This window comes from Romboutsia sp. (genome assembly GCF_056995035.1).
The window spans coordinates 18,244-36,457 of record NZ_JBXKIW010000057.1; the positions used below are offsets into that span (position 1 = coordinate 18,244).

The 18,214-nt window shown below is 28.0% G+C and carries 12 protein-coding genes; 11 read left to right on the forward strand and 1 reads right to left on the reverse strand.

All coding sequences use genetic code 11. The annotated features are described in order from the left end of the window. Positions 1 to 52 precede the first annotated feature (52 nt). The 5 genes from AC11VW_RS09230 to murJ (AC11VW_RS09250) all read left to right on the forward strand — a co-directional run bounded on the left by AC11VW_RS09230 (position 53) and on the right by murJ (AC11VW_RS09250) (position 7,405). A complete protein-coding gene (locus AC11VW_RS09230; RefSeq protein ID WP_484301118.1) occupies positions 53 to 2,086 on the forward strand; it encodes a cell wall-binding repeat-containing protein in 2,034 nt (677 codons plus the stop codon). Positions 2,087 to 2,184: 98 nt separating this feature from the next. Next, positions 2,185 to 3,495: a nucleotide sugar dehydrogenase gene (locus AC11VW_RS09235; protein ID WP_484301119.1), complete on the forward strand. Its 1,311-nt coding sequence runs from the start codon at positions 2,185 to 2,187 to the stop codon at positions 3,493 to 3,495. Positions 3,496 to 3,508: 13 nt separating this feature from the next. After that, positions 3,509 to 4,642 (forward strand): glycosyltransferase family 4 protein, encoded by a 1,134-nt coding sequence (locus tag AC11VW_RS09240; protein ID WP_484301120.1) that lies wholly within the window; start codon positions 3,509 to 3,511, stop codon positions 4,640 to 4,642. Positions 4,643 to 4,659: 17 nt separating this feature from the next. Beyond that, the gene (locus AC11VW_RS09245) at positions 4,660 to 5,865 is read left to right on the forward strand and encodes a glycosyltransferase (RefSeq protein ID WP_484301121.1); all 1,206 of its coding nucleotides are present in this window, start codon (positions 4,660 to 4,662) and stop codon (positions 5,863 to 5,865) included. Further along, positions 5,858 to 7,405 (forward strand): murein biosynthesis integral membrane protein MurJ, encoded by a 1,548-nt coding sequence (gene murJ / locus AC11VW_RS09250; protein ID WP_484301122.1) that lies wholly within the window; start codon positions 5,858 to 5,860, stop codon positions 7,403 to 7,405. Before AC11VW_RS09245 ends, murJ (AC11VW_RS09250) begins: the two co-directional genes overlap by 8 nt. Before the next feature lie 186 nt (positions 7,406 to 7,591). On the opposite strand, the gene AC11VW_RS09255 is transcribed toward murJ (AC11VW_RS09250), so the two are convergent. Continuing rightward, positions 7,592 to 8,584 carry a C40 family peptidase gene (locus tag AC11VW_RS09255; protein ID WP_484301123.1) on the reverse strand — a complete coding sequence of 331 codons (993 nt, stop codon included), beginning with the start codon at positions 8,582 to 8,584 and terminating at the stop codon, positions 7,592 to 7,594. Between the two features lie 547 nt (positions 8,585 to 9,131). Between AC11VW_RS09255 and AC11VW_RS09260 the strand changes: the two genes are divergently transcribed. From AC11VW_RS09260 to murJ (AC11VW_RS09285), 6 genes are all read left to right on the forward strand, one after another. Continuing rightward, entirely contained in the window at positions 9,132 to 9,713 is a 582-nt protein-coding gene (locus AC11VW_RS09260) for a type III toxin-antitoxin system ToxN/AbiQ family toxin (protein WP_484301124.1), read from the forward strand. 290 nt (positions 9,714 to 10,003) lie between these two features. After that, positions 10,004 to 12,346, forward strand: coding sequence for a preprotein translocase subunit SecA (secA, locus tag AC11VW_RS09265; protein WP_484301125.1), 2,343 nt, complete (start codon positions 10,004 to 10,006; stop codon positions 12,344 to 12,346). Between the two features lie 314 nt (positions 12,347 to 12,660). Then, positions 12,661 to 14,649 carry an N-acetylmuramoyl-L-alanine amidase gene (locus tag AC11VW_RS09270; protein ID WP_484301126.1) on the forward strand — a complete coding sequence of 663 codons (1,989 nt, stop codon included), beginning with the start codon at positions 12,661 to 12,663 and terminating at the stop codon, positions 14,647 to 14,649. A 157-nt stretch (positions 14,650 to 14,806) separates the two neighbouring features. Continuing rightward, positions 14,807 to 15,481: an exopolysaccharide biosynthesis polyprenyl glycosylphosphotransferase gene (locus AC11VW_RS09275; protein ID WP_484301127.1), complete on the forward strand. Its 675-nt coding sequence runs from the start codon at positions 14,807 to 14,809 to the stop codon at positions 15,479 to 15,481. A 103-nt stretch (positions 15,482 to 15,584) separates the two neighbouring features. Next, positions 15,585 to 16,631, forward strand: a complete 1,047-nt coding sequence (locus AC11VW_RS09280) for a cell wall-binding repeat-containing protein (RefSeq protein ID WP_484301128.1) — start codon at positions 15,585 to 15,587, stop codon at positions 16,629 to 16,631. Positions 16,632 to 16,660: 29 nt separating this feature from the next. Next, positions 16,661 to 18,211 (forward strand): murein biosynthesis integral membrane protein MurJ, encoded by a 1,551-nt coding sequence (murJ, locus tag AC11VW_RS09285; RefSeq protein ID WP_484301129.1) that lies wholly within the window; start codon positions 16,661 to 16,663, stop codon positions 18,209 to 18,211. The last annotated feature ends 3 nt before the right edge of the window (positions 18,212 to 18,214 follow it).

Here is an 18,214-nt window from a genome sequence, read left to right on the forward strand (position 1 = left end):
TTATATTTATGATATAATAAATGCCAACATAAGCTAAAAGAGAGGAATGAATATGAAAAAAAGACAGCTAGCATATTCACTTGTAGTAGTATCAATTTTAACAAATGTTTCATATGCAAATGATGTAATGATAATAAATAATAATGAAGATAAAAATAAATTAGTAGAAGAAATAAATAAATTACTTCAAGTTAAATACACAGATGAAAGAGAAGGTAATGTGTATGAAGTAAAAGCTGATGATGAGATTATAACTGATACTTATGATTTGAATCTAAAAATGGAAAAGTATGCAATTGACGATAAAATACTTGATATAGAAATAATTGACAAAGGACATAAGATGTATGGTGAAAGTATATCATCAAAGGACTATTCAAGATATGATAGATACGAAACATCAGAAGAATTATATGATATATATATAAATCATAAAAATGAAAAGCCTATAAAATATATTGAACCATTAGATGAAGATGATTTAATAACTACAGAACCTACGAAAGTAGAGAAGGTATTGATTAAGTTGTTAAATGAAGATGAAATAGAAATTGTAAAAGGTAGTGATAAGCTGGATTTTACAAATCACATAGATGTAAATGGTAATAAGGTAGATTTGAGTGATGTAGAAATAAATACTCCAAATGGTCTTAGTATAGCTAAGGCTGTCAAAGGATTTGCCAAATGCGAGGAACTTGGGTATTTAAAAGAATTTGATATTCCTTCTAAGGTTATTGGAAAATATAAAATTGCTAATGATGTAATTTTATTAGATAAGAATTTATCAGAGTTTTACAATGGTTCTTATTCAGAAAATGGCGTAGAACTTATAAATTCTTTAGCCAATAGGAAATTTTATAATAATGGATATAGATATAATATAGCATATGATTTGATAGATGGTGACACTGATGAAAAAAAGAGTGAAAAGAATGTAAGTAAGATTATTTATAAAGATGGAAGTTATAGTTTTGAGATTGATATGAGAGTTGTAAAGGATACAACAAAATATTTACTACAAGGAACTCAAAACTTTAGCCTTAATATATATAGTGATAATCAAGTTAAATTAAAAGAGTTTAGAAATGAAGTTATAGATGCGATTATTAATTCAGATAAGGAAATTTCTAATGCACAGTTTGATTTATTAGGCGGTAGGAATAGGTTTTATACTTCTGTTGAAGTTAGTAAAGAATATACTAAAATTAATAACACAAATGGTGTGGTTTTAGTTGGACAAGATGCTATTATTGATGGTTTGTCAGCTGTTCCTTTTGCTAAGTATAGAAATTCTCCTATTTTATTATCTAATAAAAATGAAGTCCCAACAGTTGTTATGGATGAAATTAAGCGTATTTTTTATTCCTATGATAATGTAGATACTATTTACATTATAGGTGGAAAAAATGTAATAAGTGATGATGTTACTTCTCAATTAGTGAGTGAGTTAGGGCATGTTAGGGTTGTTAGAATTGATGGTAAGGATAGATATGAAACATCTTTAAATATTTCTAAAAGGATGGATTTAGATAGTACTGATAAAGCTTATGTAGTTAGTGGATTTGGAGAAGCTGATGCTATGAGTGTTGCTCCTTTGGCTGCAAATTATAGTGCTCCAATTATTGTTACTAAGAAAGGTGGGCTTAGCGATGATGCTAAAGAGTTTTTTGAAGTAAATGACAGTATTGTTGATGTAGATGTGATTGGTGGTACTAGCAAGATTAGTACAGAGGTTTTAAAAGATGTTAAAGAAGCTGGGGAAAGTAGAGAAGTTAATAAAGCGATTGATATAAGTAGAGTTTATGGTAATAATAGGCTTGAAACTAATGCAAATATTTTAAAACTTTATCAAGGAAGCTACGACAAGATTGTTGTAGCAAAAGATGGTATGAAGGATAATACTTATTTGGTAGATGCTTTAAGTGCTGGAGTTTTGGGGTATCCTATGGTGCTTGGAAGTGATGATTTGGCAGAAAATCAAGTGAATTCTATTGAACAATTTAAAAATTCCAGATTGATTGAAGTTGGATATAATGTATCAGATAATGTTATTAATAAAATTTTAAAAGCTATAAAAAGTAAATAAAGATAGAAAAAGGTCATAATATAAAAATTGTGACCTTTTAAATAGTAATTAATTGGTATAATATATAAGATAGAATATTTTAAGTGCGGGAGGAAAATATGAATTTATATAATGATATATTAAATAGAAGAGAAAAAATATCTGTAATAGGCTTAGGATATGTAGGCATACCTTTAGCTGTAGAATTTGCCAAGCATGTAGGTGTAATTGGTTTTGATATAAATGAAGAAAAGGTAAACTCATATAAAAATGGATATGATGTGACTAAGGAAGTTGGAGATGAAAATTTAAAAAATACTACTGTAGAATTTACTTGTGATGAAAGTAAGTTAAAAGAAGCTAAGTTTCATATAGTAGCAGTTCCTACTCCGATAAATAGCGATAAGACTCCAAATTTAAAGCCTATTATAGGCGCTACTGAAACTGTGGCCAGAAATCTTACTAAAGGTTCTATAATAGTATACGAATCAACGGTATATCCAGGAACTACTGAGGAAATATGTATACCTATATTAGAGAAAATATCAGGATTAAAGTATGGTGAAGATTTTAAAATAGGATATTCTCCAGAAAGAATAAATCCAGGAGATAAGGTAAATAGGCTTACAACTATAGTGAAGATTGTATCAGGTTGTGATGATGAAACACTAGATATTGTTGCTAAGGTTTATGAATTAGTTATAGAAGCTGGAGTGTATAGAGCGGAAAGTATAAAGGTGGCTGAAGCTGCTAAGGTTATAGAGAACTCTCAAAGAGATATAAATATAGCTTTTATGAATGAGTTATCTATGGTGTTTAATAAAATGGGAATTGATACTCAAGAAGTTTTAAAGGCTGCGGGTACTAAGTGGAATTTCCTAAACTTTACTCCAGGATTAGTTGGAGGTCATTGTATAGGTGTTGATCCGTATTACTTTGTTTATAAAGCTGAAGAATTAGGTTATCATTCTCAAATAATATTAGCAGGAAGAAAGATAAATGATGGGATGGCTAAGCATGTAGCTGAAAATACTATAAAAAGTTTAATTAAAGCTGAAAAACAAATAAAGGGTGCTAAGGTTGCTGTGATGGGACTAAGTTTTAAGGAAAATTGTCCGGATACTAGAAATACTAAGGTTATTGATATAGTTGAAGAGCTTAAGGAGTATGGTATAGAGGTACTTATATACGACCCTGTAGCAGATAGTGCTGAAGCCTTTGAGGAATATGGGATAAAACTTAATTGTAAGGATGACTTAAAAAATGTTGATGCTATAGTATGCGCAGTTGCTCATAAAGAGCTAAAGGAAATTGATTTAGATGAATTAGAAAAAATGTATAGTTATGGAACTAAGGTTTTAATGGATATAAAAGGTATTTACAATAAAAAAGAAGCACAAGATAGAGGATTAATATACTGGAGATTATAGTGAGGATAAGTTTATGAAAGTATTGCATATATGTTCATACTATATAACTTCTAGACTATATAAAAATTTGATTGAAAACTTAGAAGAACAAGGTATATATAATGACGTGTACATACCTGTTCACTCTGATGATTTAATTAATAAGTATAGTGAAGTTAATAGTGAAAAAATTAATTACGTTTATTCTAATTGCTTTAATAAGTTGGATAGAATAAATTTTAAACATAAAAATAAGAAAATTTATAATGATTTAGTAAATAAAGTTGATTTAGATAATGTAGATATAGCTCATGCACATTCTTTGTTTGTTAATGGGTATGTAGCTTATAAACTTAAAAAAGAAAAGAATATAGATTATATAGTTGCAGTTAGAAATACTGATGCTAATGTATTTTTTAAAAAGATGGTTCATTTGAGAAAAATAGGCGTTGATATAATGAAAAATGCAAAACAGATAATTTTTATATCTCCTAAATACAAGGAAAATGTAATAAAGCAATATATACCAAAAAATTTACAAGAAGAGATAGAAAAAAAATCTGTGGTAATACCTAATGGTATAGATGATTTTTGGTTTGATAATTTAAATATGAAAAATAAAGTCATAGATAATAAAAATGTAAGATTGATATCAGTAGGTAAATTAGATAAAAATAAAAATATGTATACGTCTATGTGTGTTGCTAAAAAACTAAATGAACTAGGATATAATGCAAGTTTAGATATAGTTGGAGAAGGAGAAGAGTTGCCAAAACTAAAAGATCTAGTAAATGGTGAATATAAAGATATAGTTAGATTGAATGGATATATGAATAAGGAAGAATTAATTAATCTGTATAAAAATAGTGATATATTCATTATGCCTTCTAAGTATGAAACTTTTGGACTTGTTTATATAGAAGCAATAAGTCAAGGTTTACCTGTTATATATACAAGAAATCAGGGGTTTGATGGTTACTTTGAAGAAGGTGTAGTAGGTTACAATGTTAAGTATGATGATGTAGATGAAATAGTTAATAAAATTAAGCTTATTATAGATAAAGAGTGGAGATTTGAAGAACTTAAAGGTGAATTAAGAGAATCTTTTATATGGAAGAATATTGCTAATAAGTATGATGAAATATATAAATCAAAAAAGATTGATTAATTTAGAAAGGTAAATTTATGAAAATTTTATATTTAGTAAATATTAATGAGCATAATCGTAAGGGTTTATTTACAGCTACTCATGAAAGAATAAAAGAACTAGTAAAGTATGAAGGCTTAGATAAATATGAGATTTACTCAATAAAATTTTATGATGGAGGTCTTTTTAAGTTATTAAAAAAGATAACAAAAAAAAAATTAAGAGTAAAGGGTGAAGAGTACTTTACATATGAGGGATTAAATTATAAGAATGTATACATAAAGGTGGGTATGGTGAATAAAGCCTTTGAAAAGTTGAATTTAGATTTTATTAATTTTTTGCCTATGATTATGAAATATAAAAAAGATATAAAAAAGTGCGATATGGTCAGTGCTCATTGGGGTTATCCTCATGGAAGAATAGCTTATTTTATTAATAAGTTATTTAATAAGCTATATATAGTAACTTATCATGGTAGTGATATTCACACAATGCCTGTGAAAGATAAGCAAGTTAGAAAAAAAGTAATTAAGGTATTAGATAATGCTTATAAAAATATTTTTGTTAGTAATAAGCTATATATTGCATCTAAAAAGATTGGATATGATAAGTCTAATTATTTAATAACTAAAAATGGAGTAAATACAAATATATTTCATCCTATAAATGATAGTGAAAAATCACAAATCAAAGAAAATTTAAATTTAAATAAAGTTATAATAGGGTTTGTTGGAAATTTAAATAAAGTTAAAAGATGTGATAAGCTAATAGAAATATTTTATAATATAAGAAAAAAATTAGGTAATGATGATATAAGCTTTATTGTAGTAGGGGATGGTCCCTTAAAGAAAACTATGATAGAGGAAGCTAAAGTTAAAAACTTAGATGTACATTTTATGGGGAATGTACAGGCAAACAAAGTAAGAGATTATATGAATATTATGGATGTTATGGTATTACCGAGTAAAAATGAGGGATTTGGTTGCGTTATAATAGAAGCTAATGCTTGTGAAACCGTAGTTGTAGGTAGCAATGTAGGTGGAATTGAAGAGGCTATAGGAGATAAAAACTTGCTTGTAGATGATGGAGAAGATTTTGAAATAAGATTTGCTAGTAAGGTTTATGAAGTTTTAAATTCTAATTATGATAAAGAGGAGCTTACAAAAAGAGTAAAACAAGATTTTACATGGGAAATAGTAGCTAAAGATGAAATACATATATATGAAGGAGTAAGAGATGAGTAAAATGGCAAGAGCGACATTGTCGCTTATGATAGTTACTATGTTGTCTAAGTTTTTAGGATTTGGAAGAGAGCTAGTACTTGCAGCATGTTATGGGACAAATGATTATAGTCAAGCATATATATCTGCTATGAGTATACCTTCAACTTTATTTACAATAATAGGTACTGCAATAGTAACTACATTTATACCTTTATATTTTGAAAATTATAATTTGGGTAAAGATGAAAAAGCAAATCATTTTGTGAATAACATATTTAACATAATAGTAGTTATAGGAATAATAATTGGTATATTAGGACTTGTATTCACAGATGAACTTGTAAAAATATTTGCAATGGGATTTAAAGGAGAAAAGTTTGATTTAACAGTAGAGTTTACAAGAATAATGATTTTTGGAGGATTATTTATAGCTCTTAGCAAGATAATGGCAGCATTTTTACAAGCTAAAGAAAGTTTTGCTATATCTGGAATGTCAGGTATTCCTTTTAATATAATAATTATTATTTCTATTATACTTAGTGTGAAAGTTAATTTATACATATTACCAGCGGGTACTTTACTTGCTATGGCAAGTCAGTTTGTATTTCAATATATTTTTGCACGAAAGAATAATTATAAATATAAACCTATTTTAAACATAAAAGATGAATATGTAAAAAAAATGATATGGCTATTAGGGCCAGTATTTATAGGGGTTGCTTTTAATCAGTTAAACACAGTTATAGATAGAACCCTTGCGACTAACCTTGGAGGTGGGGCTGCTGTATCTGTTTTAAATTATGCAAATAAATTAAATGGATTTGTAATGGGACTTTTTATAGTATCTATTTCAACTGTTATATATCCGATATTATCATCTTTATCATCAAGTGATGACAAAGATGGTTTTGCAAAATCAATTGTTAAAAGTGTCAATAGTGCTATCTTATTAGTTATACCAGTATCTATTGGAGCTATAGTCCTTTCAAAACCTATTGTAAGCCTTTTATTTGAAAGAGGTGCTTTTAATGAAAAGGACACTCAGATGACAGCTATTGCTTTAATTTTTTATTCTTTAGGTATGGTTGCTTTTGGATTGAGGGATATATTAGGAAAAGTATTTTACTCATTAAAAGATACTAAAACACCTATGGTAAATGGGGTTATATCCGTTATAATAAATATAATATTAAATTTATTATTATCACAAGTTATGGGATATGCTGGACTTGCTTTTGCTACTAGTATATCTGCTACTATATGTATGTTCTTATTATTTAATAGTTTGAAAAATAAAATTGGATACTTTGGTCAAGATAAGATTGCTAAGGTTACAATTAAATCTTTATTTGCAGCTGTGATAATGGGTATTGTTACTTACTTTACTTATAAGATTCTTATAAGTGCATTAGGTATAGGATTTATATTTGAGGCAGTTAGTTTGTTTATATCTATTGGAATTGGAGCTTGTGTTTATGGCATATTAGTTGTTATGTTTAAAATTGAAGAGATTAATTTGATAACTGATATGATAAAAAAGAGATTGATTAAAAAATCATAAAATTAAAAAATAAAAAGGGAATGTCTCAAAATAAAATTTAATCATTATAAAATGGTGAATTGTAACCTAGATATTGTACATCTAAAAAAGATGACTACTATCTAGGTTTTTGTTAAGTATAATTATTCTATTCCAATTTCACATTTATGCGAAGTTGCTAAAGTTCTGCTTGCAGGCATAACTTATTTATCCTATAACTCTTCTTGCTGTTATATAGTTTGAAGAATATTTGCTTTCAGACATTTTAGAAATCTTTATACCTTCTTTTGGATTTACAGCTTGAATAAACTCTCCATTACCTAAATATAAACCGACATGACTAACTCTTCCCAATTTCGCAACATCGAAAAAGACTAAGTCTCCTCTTTTTAATTTATTCCTTGGAACATATTTTCCTTTTAATGCTTGTTCTGCTGAGTAATCAGTTAATTCTACTCCAGCCCCATTTTTGAAACTATATTGCATTAACCCAGAACAATCAAATGAATTTGGACCTTGAGTGTCCCATATATAAGGTTTTCCTAATTGATTCATTGAGACAGCTATAGTTTCTTCTATAAGAGTATTTAGTTGTGTTTGATTCATGCTAGGTAAACAATATTCATTAAAGTATTTCATATTGCTTAAATATTTACCACTACACCAACCAACAATACCATTAGGTAATTCTACTTTATACCAATTTTTAGAATCTTTTTCCTTTAGTAAGACTACTTGGTCTTTATTTGTTTTAAAAATTGATGCATAATTAGCGCTAGGACCTTTTCTAATATTAAGTCCATTTATACTTATTGTTGCTATTTGGTTTTTTATAATAGAATTGGTGTTTGACACTGGTGGTTGACTTGGAGTAGTAGTTATATTTGTTAAATATTTTCCATCACACCAACCAACAATACCATTAGATAATTCTACTTTGTACCAGTTATTAGAATTTTTTTCTTTTAATAAGACTACTTGTCCTTTATTTGCTTTAAAGATTGATGAATAGCTAGTACTAGGACCTTTTCTAATATTAAGTCCATTTATGTTTACTGTTCCTTTTTTATTATTAATAGAACTCGTCAATTGTGAAGGATTGTTTGAATATTTTTTGTTGTTGTCGTTTGCAAAAATCACACTTGTTGACATAGTTGCTACTAAAGTTAAAGTTGTTGCTATTGTTATTATTTTTCTCATAAAAATTCCCCCTTTTTTACTAAATGATTGAATTATTCCTTAAACTCTACGTAAGTTTTTATATGTATTAGATAATACATAACCGGCTGCGTTGGTAGTTCCTATTTTCGTTCCTATAATTTTATATAAATCTTTTGGATAATATTGCCCTCTTAAAAATTTATTTGAGCAGTTAAGCGTTTTGAATAATTCATTGTAATTTTAACATAGAGATGGTGAATTTTTTGTCAAATTTTGAAACGATGTTGTTTTTTATCTATTACTGTATAAATTAAAACATATTCATTTATACTTAAATGAGTATGTTTTTTTTGCGTTTGAGTATAATATTTATGGTAAAATAATATACTACAGAATTTAATTTTACTTATGAAAATGGATAATAGTAAATAAAAAGTAAAAAAATATCTTTAACCTTTTTCGAAATATGTGACATAATAATATTAGAAAAGCGGAGATGCTCTACCATAAGTGAGCAATTAAATAAAAAAAGTAACTTTTATATTTGAAGGTTGCTTTTTTTTTATGGTAAAAAGGAGACATTTTTATGAATCAACTAAAGATATATAGAGTATCTGATGAGTATATAAATTACTTGATTTTGCACTATAAAGGGATAATGCATAATAAGTCTAATAAAAGACCATATATAGGTATAGTTATAGAAATAAATAACTTTAAATATTTTGCACCTTTAACTTCACCTAAACCGAAACATTTAAAAATTAAGAATACTTTAGATTTTATAAAGATAAAGAGCGGTGAATATGGAGCAATAAATTTAAATAATATGATTCCTGTTTTAGATACAGAATTAATTTTATATGATATCGATGAGGAAGAAGATATAAGCTATAAGACTTTACTTCAAAATCAGGTGCTTTTTATAAGAAGTGAAAGTGATAAAATTAAGGCAAAAGCAACTAACTTATATGATAAGGTAGTAGTTAAAAAGGATAAAAACTTTGCTGGAAAATGTTGTGATTTTAAACTATTAGAAGCGCATGCTGTATTATATAAAAGTGCTATTAGAAATAGTAGAAATAGAGAAATTATAAAAAGGTATAATGGCGTTAAGGCTGTACAACTGGCTAGTGAGTATGGGATGCGTGTTAAATTATATTTATAAAAAGTAAAAGAGAGCTGATTAATATCAGCTCTCTTTAATGTGAGAAATACTTGAAAAAGAGATGTTTTTAATTTTCAAGTATCTATATTATATCTAAATTAATAAGCTGTGTCTATATTAAAATAATAATAGATATGCATAGGGAAAAATTTAACTATTGAATTAAAATAAGTAATTTGAGAAAATAAATACATATATGATATAATGAAATGTATATTTTGGAAATGGAACGAGTTTTATGAATAGAACTATCGTATTATAGATTTTTTTGTAATAAAAGGAGGAAGAACATGTCAATTTTAGACAGGATAATGAGTAAATCGGATGAAAATGAAATAAAAGTAATTAATAAAATAGTAGACTCGATTGACAATTTTGAGGACGATATCCAAGAATTAAGTGATGAAGAACTAAAAAATATGACAAATATATTTAAAGATAGATTGAATAATGGAGAAACGCTTGATGATGTACTTGTAGAAGCGTTTGCAGTTTGTAGAGAGGCATCAAGAAGAGTTTTAGGTATGCGTCAGTACAGAGTTCAGTTAATAGGTGGAATTGTACTTCACCAGGGTAAGATAGCTGAGATGAGAACTGGGGAAGGTAAAACTTTAGTTGCGGTTGCTCCAGTTTATTTAAATGCATTAGCAGGTAAAGGAGTACATGTTATAACTGTTAATGATTATTTAGCTAAACGTGATAAGGAACTTATGCAACCTGTGTATGAATTTTTAGGTATGAGTGTAGGGGTTATAGTAAACGGTCAAGATCCTACTGAAAGAAAGGCTCAATATAAGTGTGATATAACTTATGGTACTAACAATGAGTATGGATTTGATTATTTAAGAGATAACATGGTGACTAAAAATGAAGATAAGGTACAAAGAGAATTAAACTTTGCTATAGTGGATGAGGTTGATTCTATACTTATAGATGAAGCTAGAACTCCTCTTGTAATATCTGGTACTGGAGATGAAAGTACAAAGTTATATGATGTAGCAGATGTTTTTATAAGAAGTTTAAATGAAGAAGATTATGAAATAGAAGAAAAAGATAATACAATAGCACTTAGTGAAAGTGGTATGACTAAATCAGAATCTTTCTTTGGTATAGAAAATATTACTCATATAGATAATATAGAAATCTATCATCACATTAACCAAGCTTTAAGAGCTAATAAGTTAATGGATAAGGATGTAGATTATGTTGTTAAAGATGATGAAATAATGATAGTAGATGAGTTTACAGGAAGAATAATGGATGGTAGAAGATACTCTGATGGACTTCATCAAGCTATAGAAGCGAAAGAAAAGGTTGAAATAAAAAGAGAATCTAAGACTTTAGCTACTGTAACTTTCCAAAACTTCTTTAGAATGTATGCTAAGTTAAGTGGTATGACTGGTACTGCTAAGACTGAAGAAGGTGAGTTCCAATCTACTTATAGTATGAATGTTGTAACTATACCTACTAATAAGCCGATACTTAGAGCAGATTTAAATGAATTAGTATTTAAAACTGAAGAAGCTAAGTATAGCGCTGTTGTTGAAGAAATAGCAAGAATAAATAAAAGTGGTCAACCTATATTAGTTGGTACTGTATCTATTGATAAGTCTGAGCATTTATCAGGTTTACTTAAGAAAAAAGGTATAAAACATGAAGTATTAAATGCTAAAAATCATGAAAAAGAAGCTGAAATAGTTAAAAATGCTGGTAAATTAGGTTCTGTAACTATAGCTACTAATATGGCTGGTCGTGGTACAGATATATCATTAGGTGCTGGTGATAAAATTGAGGAAGCTAAAGTAAAGGAACTTGGTGGACTTTATGTAATAGGTACTGAAAGACATGAGACAAGAAGAATAGATAATCAGTTAAGAGGGCGTTCTGGTCGTCAAGGTGACCCTGGTACTTCTAGATTCTTTGTTAGTTTAGAAGATGAAGTTATAAAACTATATGGTGGAAGTAGTATAGAAAAGATAATGAAGAGAATGAAGGAATCAGAAAATGGAGCTTTAGAAAGCAAGAACTTAGCTAAGGCTATTGAAAGAGCTCAAAGAGGTATAGAAGGGCGTAACTTTGGAATCAGAAAAAATGTTATACAATATGATGATGTTATAAATGAGCAAAGAAAAGTTATTTACGCTGAGAGAAATAAGGTATTAGATAAATTAGATTTAGAAGAAGAAATACAAAAGATGGTTAAGGATATTCTAAAAGAGGCAGCTGAAAAACATCTTAGAAAAAATAAAGATTATTATGGATTTTTAAATAGTGTCCATAATAGTTTCATGCCAAAAGAATCTCTTATAATTCCTGATATGGACAAGATGACGGTGGAAGAAACAATTGATTATACTTATGATTTATCTAAGAGAGTTTATGATTTTAAAAAGATTCTTTCTGGATTTGATAAAGTTAAAGAGCTTGAGAGAAGAGTTTTATTAGAGGTAGTTGATACTCACTGGATAGAACATATTGATGCTATGGATCAATTAAGACAATGTATAGGACTAGCTGCTATTGGTCAAAAAGATCCTGTTAAGGAATACGCAATACAAGGGTATGATATGTTTGAGATACTAAATAGAACTATTAGAATTGAAACTATAAAATATTTATATAAATTTAATTAATAGAAGGTTTGAGTGATTATAAGGTAGTTAAAAAGACCCTACACGAAAGTGTAGGGTCTTTTTGTGTGAGAAATATCGAAAAAAGAGATGTTTAAAAACTTCTTTTTTCCTAATCAAATTATACTATATAAATTGATAAAAGTCGAGGGCTATGTATTTTAAAAAAAAATGGAAAATAAAAAATAATGAATAAAAAAGTAATAAAAGTTATAATTTTCATTTGATTAATTTATGCAAATTTTGATGCAAAATGTGTATTTTAACATTTGCATGTGTTATAATGTACATTGATTAACAAAATAGGGGGAAAAACAATGAAAAAACCAAAAAAAATGCTTATAGCAGGAATGATGGCAGTAACTTTAGTTTTACCAAGTGTATCATTCGCAAATGACATTAATATAGAAAATAATTCAAACATTAAAATAAATATAGAAAAAAGAACTGTATTATTAGGAGATAAATCAAAAGTAAGTATATCTTTTAAAGAAAATCAAAATGCTAATAGCATAACATTGAACTATTTATGCTATGATATGCAACTTAGCACAACACTAAACTATAATCCAGAAACAAATGCATATGAAGGAGAAATAAATTTCAATAAAGATCCAGAATACTTGAACGTATGGTCAATTGAAAACATAACTATAAATAATGAAGTAAACCCAAAAGTACTAAATAAAACAGATTTAGAAAACATGGGATTAAATTTAGATGATTATAAAGTAACTCAAGAATATATAATTAACAACGCAAGATCTCTTAAAACATATATTGAAAAAACAGCAGCTCCTATAAAAACACTTGTGGGAGCAGATAGACAAGATACTGCTGTTCAAATAAGTAAACAAGGATGGCCAACTGGAGCAGCTAAGGTAATAATAGTAAATGGAAATGCTATAGCAGACGGTATAACAGCTACACCATTAGCTACTACTTATAATGCACCAATACTTCTTGCAAATAAGGATAGTGTATCACAAAGTACTATGGATGAAATCAAACGCTTAAATCCTAGTGAAGTAATAGTAATAGGTGGAGAGTCAGTTATTTCTAACAATGCTATGAATAATTTAGGTATTGCTACAGGAAAGACAGTTAGACGTTTAGCAGGTATTGATAGATATGAAACTTCTTTAAAAATAGCTAAAGAAATAGATAATAATCATGATGTTAACAAGATTTATATAGCTAATGGATATAAGGGTGAGGTGGATGCTCTTACTATAGCTGCAAAAGCTGGGCAAGATAAGCAACCTATAATTTTAAGTGAAAAAACTAAGTTACCAAATACAACTTATAATTGGTTAAAAAATGAAAATTTAACGGATGCATATTTCATAGGAGGAGAGGGTGTTATAACAACAGATGTTATACATCAAGTAGCAGATATAACTACTCCTGCAGCAGGTCAAAGTGTTTATAATAATAGAGTATCTGGAAGTGACAGACATGAAACTAACGCTAAGGTTATTGAAAGATTTTATCCGGGGCAAAATTTAGATGCTGTTTTAGTGGCTAAATCAAATGTATTAGTAGATGCATTAGCTGCTGGACCTTTAGCTGCAAAATTAAATTCACCAATACTTATAAACCCAACAAACTATGTATCTTCATATCATGAGAATAACTTAACAAATAAGTCTTCTAATGTTGTTTATCAAGTTGGTGGAGGAATACAAGCTAATGTTATAAATGATATAGCATATAAGTTGTCTGAGCATAACTCAGGTCAAAAAACTGTTGTAATAGACCCAGGACATGGGGGGGCAGATTCTGGAGCTTTAAATAAGGTAGATTCAACTATAAAAGAAAAAAATTATACACTAGATACTTCTTTAGCAGCTGCCCAGTATTTAAGAAATAATAATGTAAATGTTGTACTTACTAGAGATAAGGATGTTACTATGGCTTTAGGAGAAAGAACTTCAATGGCAAACTCTATAGGAGCAGATTTACTTACAAGTATTCATTATAATTCATTTAATACAGAAGCTAATGGCATAGAAGTGTTCTATAAATCGGCAGACGCAAATGGTGGAACAAGTAAGACTTTAGCAAGTAATATATTAAACAATGTATTACAACAATTTAATCTTAAAAATAGAGGACTAAAGACTAGAATTACAAATAGTGGGGTAGATTATTATCATATGATAAGAGAAAGTAAAGCTCCTTCTGTTATAGTTGAATGTTCATTTATAGACAACGAACATGACCAAACTTTTGTTAATACTCTTTCAAAAAGACAATTAATGGGAACTCAAATAGGTAAAGGAATAGAAAACACAGTAAAATAATTTTGAAAAAGAGAATTATATCTAAAAATGAAAAAAAATGTATAACATCATATCCTCTATGACATTTATTGTATTGATAATATATTGGTTTTTGAGTATAATATAAAAATAAGTCATAATTTGATTAATAAAAATTTATTCAAATACGGAGGTAGTTATGTTTGGATATGGTAGTGAAGGATGTGGAATTTTGAATGACACAACATATGTAAATACTGTAGGCACTATTGATTATAGTAACGTAAAAGGAAATGTGTTATTTGATATATATCAAAGATTTCTAGACATAATTTTATCATTAATAGGTCTTTTAATAGGCATACCTTTAATAGCTATATTTGGAATTTTAATTAAAATAGAAGATAATGGATCAATAACTTATAAACAAGAAAGACTAGGTAAGGATGGCAAAAAGTTCTATATATATAAATTAAGATCTATGAGAACAGATGCTGAAAAATTTGGAGCTCAATGGGCTGAAAAAGATGACCCTAGAATTACTAAAGTTGGAAAATTTATTAGAAAAACTAGAATTGATGAAATTCCTCAATTATTTAATATATTAAAGGGTGATATGAGTATTATAGGGCCGAGACCAGAAAGACCTTCATTTACAAAAGAGTTCAATAAATATATACCAGGGTTTATTAATAGATTAGCTGTAAAACCTGGACTTACTGGTTGGGCACAGGTAAATGGTGGATATGATATCACTCCTGAAGAGAAACTAATAGAAGATATGTACTATATTAGAAATAGGAGTATATTATTAGATTTTAAGATATTATTTAAAACTGTTAAGGTCGTATTAACAGGTGATGGAGCTAGATAATTTTGAAAATATTAGACTATTAACCTATAAAAGGCTCTTTGCAAAAAGAGCCTTTTTCTTTTGAAAACTAAAATATTAAACTATGAAAAGGATATGAGTATATATGATAAAGAAGATTACAACCATATTATCTTTAGTTTTAGTGATTACTACTTCAAATACTTTAGGTGTATATGCAAATAGCAAGTATAATAAAGAATTTATAAATGGTAGTGATAGATCAATATCAATGAAGCTAAATAAAAGCGTGTTTAAAAAAGCAGATGAAGCAATTCTTATAAATGAAGAATCAGTAATAGATGCTATAACGGCGACTCCTCTAGCTTATTCAAAAAATGCACCTATTATAACTACTACGTGGAAAAAGTTTGATAAAGAAACTAAAAACTACATAAAACAATTAGGTGTTAAGAAAATAACGATCATTGGTGGATTAAAAAATGTATCTAGAACTACGGAACAAATGTTGATAGATAGCGGAATTGAAGTAAAAAGAATTTACGGACAAGATAGATATGAAACGGCTATGAAGATAGCAAATACTATAGAAAAAGAACATAATACATCAGAAGTTATTTTTCTAAGTTCGACAGCGGGTCTTGAAAATGCGCTTGCAGTTTCTTCATATGCGGCTCAAAAAAAAATACCTATACTTTGGGGAGACGATAATAATTTAAGTAAAGCGATTAAATTTATAAATAAGAAAGATTACGACAAGGTATATGCTATAGGAGATTCAGAAAGATTTATTGATGAAGTTGGGCGTAATATAAAAAACTCAGAGCAAGTAAAAGAAATAGATAAATATGATACCAATATAGAAAAAATAAAAACATTACAGGATATAAAAAAAGTAGATAAAATATACACTGTTAATATGGAATATGGAAATCATGTGCAAATAACGGAATACATGTCTTTAGGTGTAGTATCTGCTAAGCAAAATATTCCTATATTAATATGTAATGACAATTTAACTTTTCCTCAGGACGAATTTTTAGAAAAGAACAACATAGATACTATTATTGAAGTTGGAGATTCGGTAGGCGATTATAGCATAATAAATATTTTAACAACTAAGACTTTCATGTCATCAATAATATTAATGGCATTAATATTATTGATGGTTATTAGAGCTTTTAAAGCTTAAAACACGGAATTAGATAAGGAGAAAATAAAATGTCAAAGACAGCGAAGGCAACATTATGGATTATGTTTGCTACTATGATTTCTAAATTTTTAGGTTTCGGTAGAGAGTTAGTACTTGCAAATTATTATGGGACAGGATTTTATGCTGATGTATTTTTATTAACTTTAAATATACCAGGACTAATTATAGCGGTTATAGGTTCTGTTATTGCTACTATATATATACCTTTATACTTTGATACTAAAGAAAAATTAGGTGATGAAGCTGCATTGAAGTTTACGAATAATATGTTAAATATTTGTTGTATAATTTCTACTATAATATCAATATTAGGTTTGATATTTACAAAAGAACTTATAATGGTATTTGCAGCTGGATTTGAGGGTGAAAAATTCGAACTTGCTGTTAAATTTACTAAAATTATGATATCTGGAGTAATATTCTTAAGTTCAAGTAAGTTAATTAGTTCATATTTACAAGTAAATGAAGAGTTTACAGTTCCTGCACTTATAGGTATTCCATATAACATAATAATAATAGCTGCTATTGCAATTAGTACAAAAACTAGTGTAAATATTTTAGCAATAGGTGCAATAATTGCTATGGCAAGTCAATTATTATTTCAAATACCTTTTGCTATGAAAAAGTCTTATAAATATAAGCGTTATATAAATCTTAAAGATGAAAATATAAAAGAAATGATGGTACTAGTGCTACCTATGCTTTTAGGTGTTGCTGTAGGGCAGATAAATGTAGCAGTAGATAGAACATTAGCTAGTACTTTAGGTAATGGACCCTTAGCAGCACTAAACTATGCAGCGAAACTAAATGATTTTGTTATGGCGTTATTTGTTGCATCTATAATAACTGTTATATATCCAAAGCTTGCTAAACTATCAAATTCTGATGATAAAGAGGGATTTGTAAATACTATAGTTAAATCGTCAAACTGTATTATATTATTTGTATTACCTATAGCAGTAGGTGCGATTGTACTTGCTGAACCTATAGTTAGGATACTATTTGAAAGAGGTAAATTTGATGCCTCGTCAACTCATATGACATCTGTTGCTTTAAAATTATTTTCACTAGGGCTTGTTGCAATGGGAATAAGAGATGTTTTAACTAGAGTGTTTTATTCTATATCAGATACAAAGACACCTATGATAAATGCTAGTTTAGCTTTAATAATTAATATAATTTTAAATTTTTCATTAATAAATGTTTTCGGATATGCAGGGCTTGCATTTTCTACTAGTGTAGCTTCTATAATTACAGTTATATTATTATTTAGATCTCTTAAAAAGAAAGCTGGATATTTTGGAGGAGATAAGATAGTAAAGACTGGTATAAAAAGTTTAATAGCATCAATAGTTATGGGTGCTATAACTATGTTTGTATATAATAATTTATATAATTTCATGGGAATAGGTAAAATTAATGAGATAATATCAGTATCAGTGGCAGTATTAGTAGGGGCGAGTATATATGCAATATTAATGGTGATGTTCAAGGTAGAAGAAACTGAATTAGCATTTGAGATGATTAATAAAGTTAAAAATAAATTATTAAAAAGATAAGAT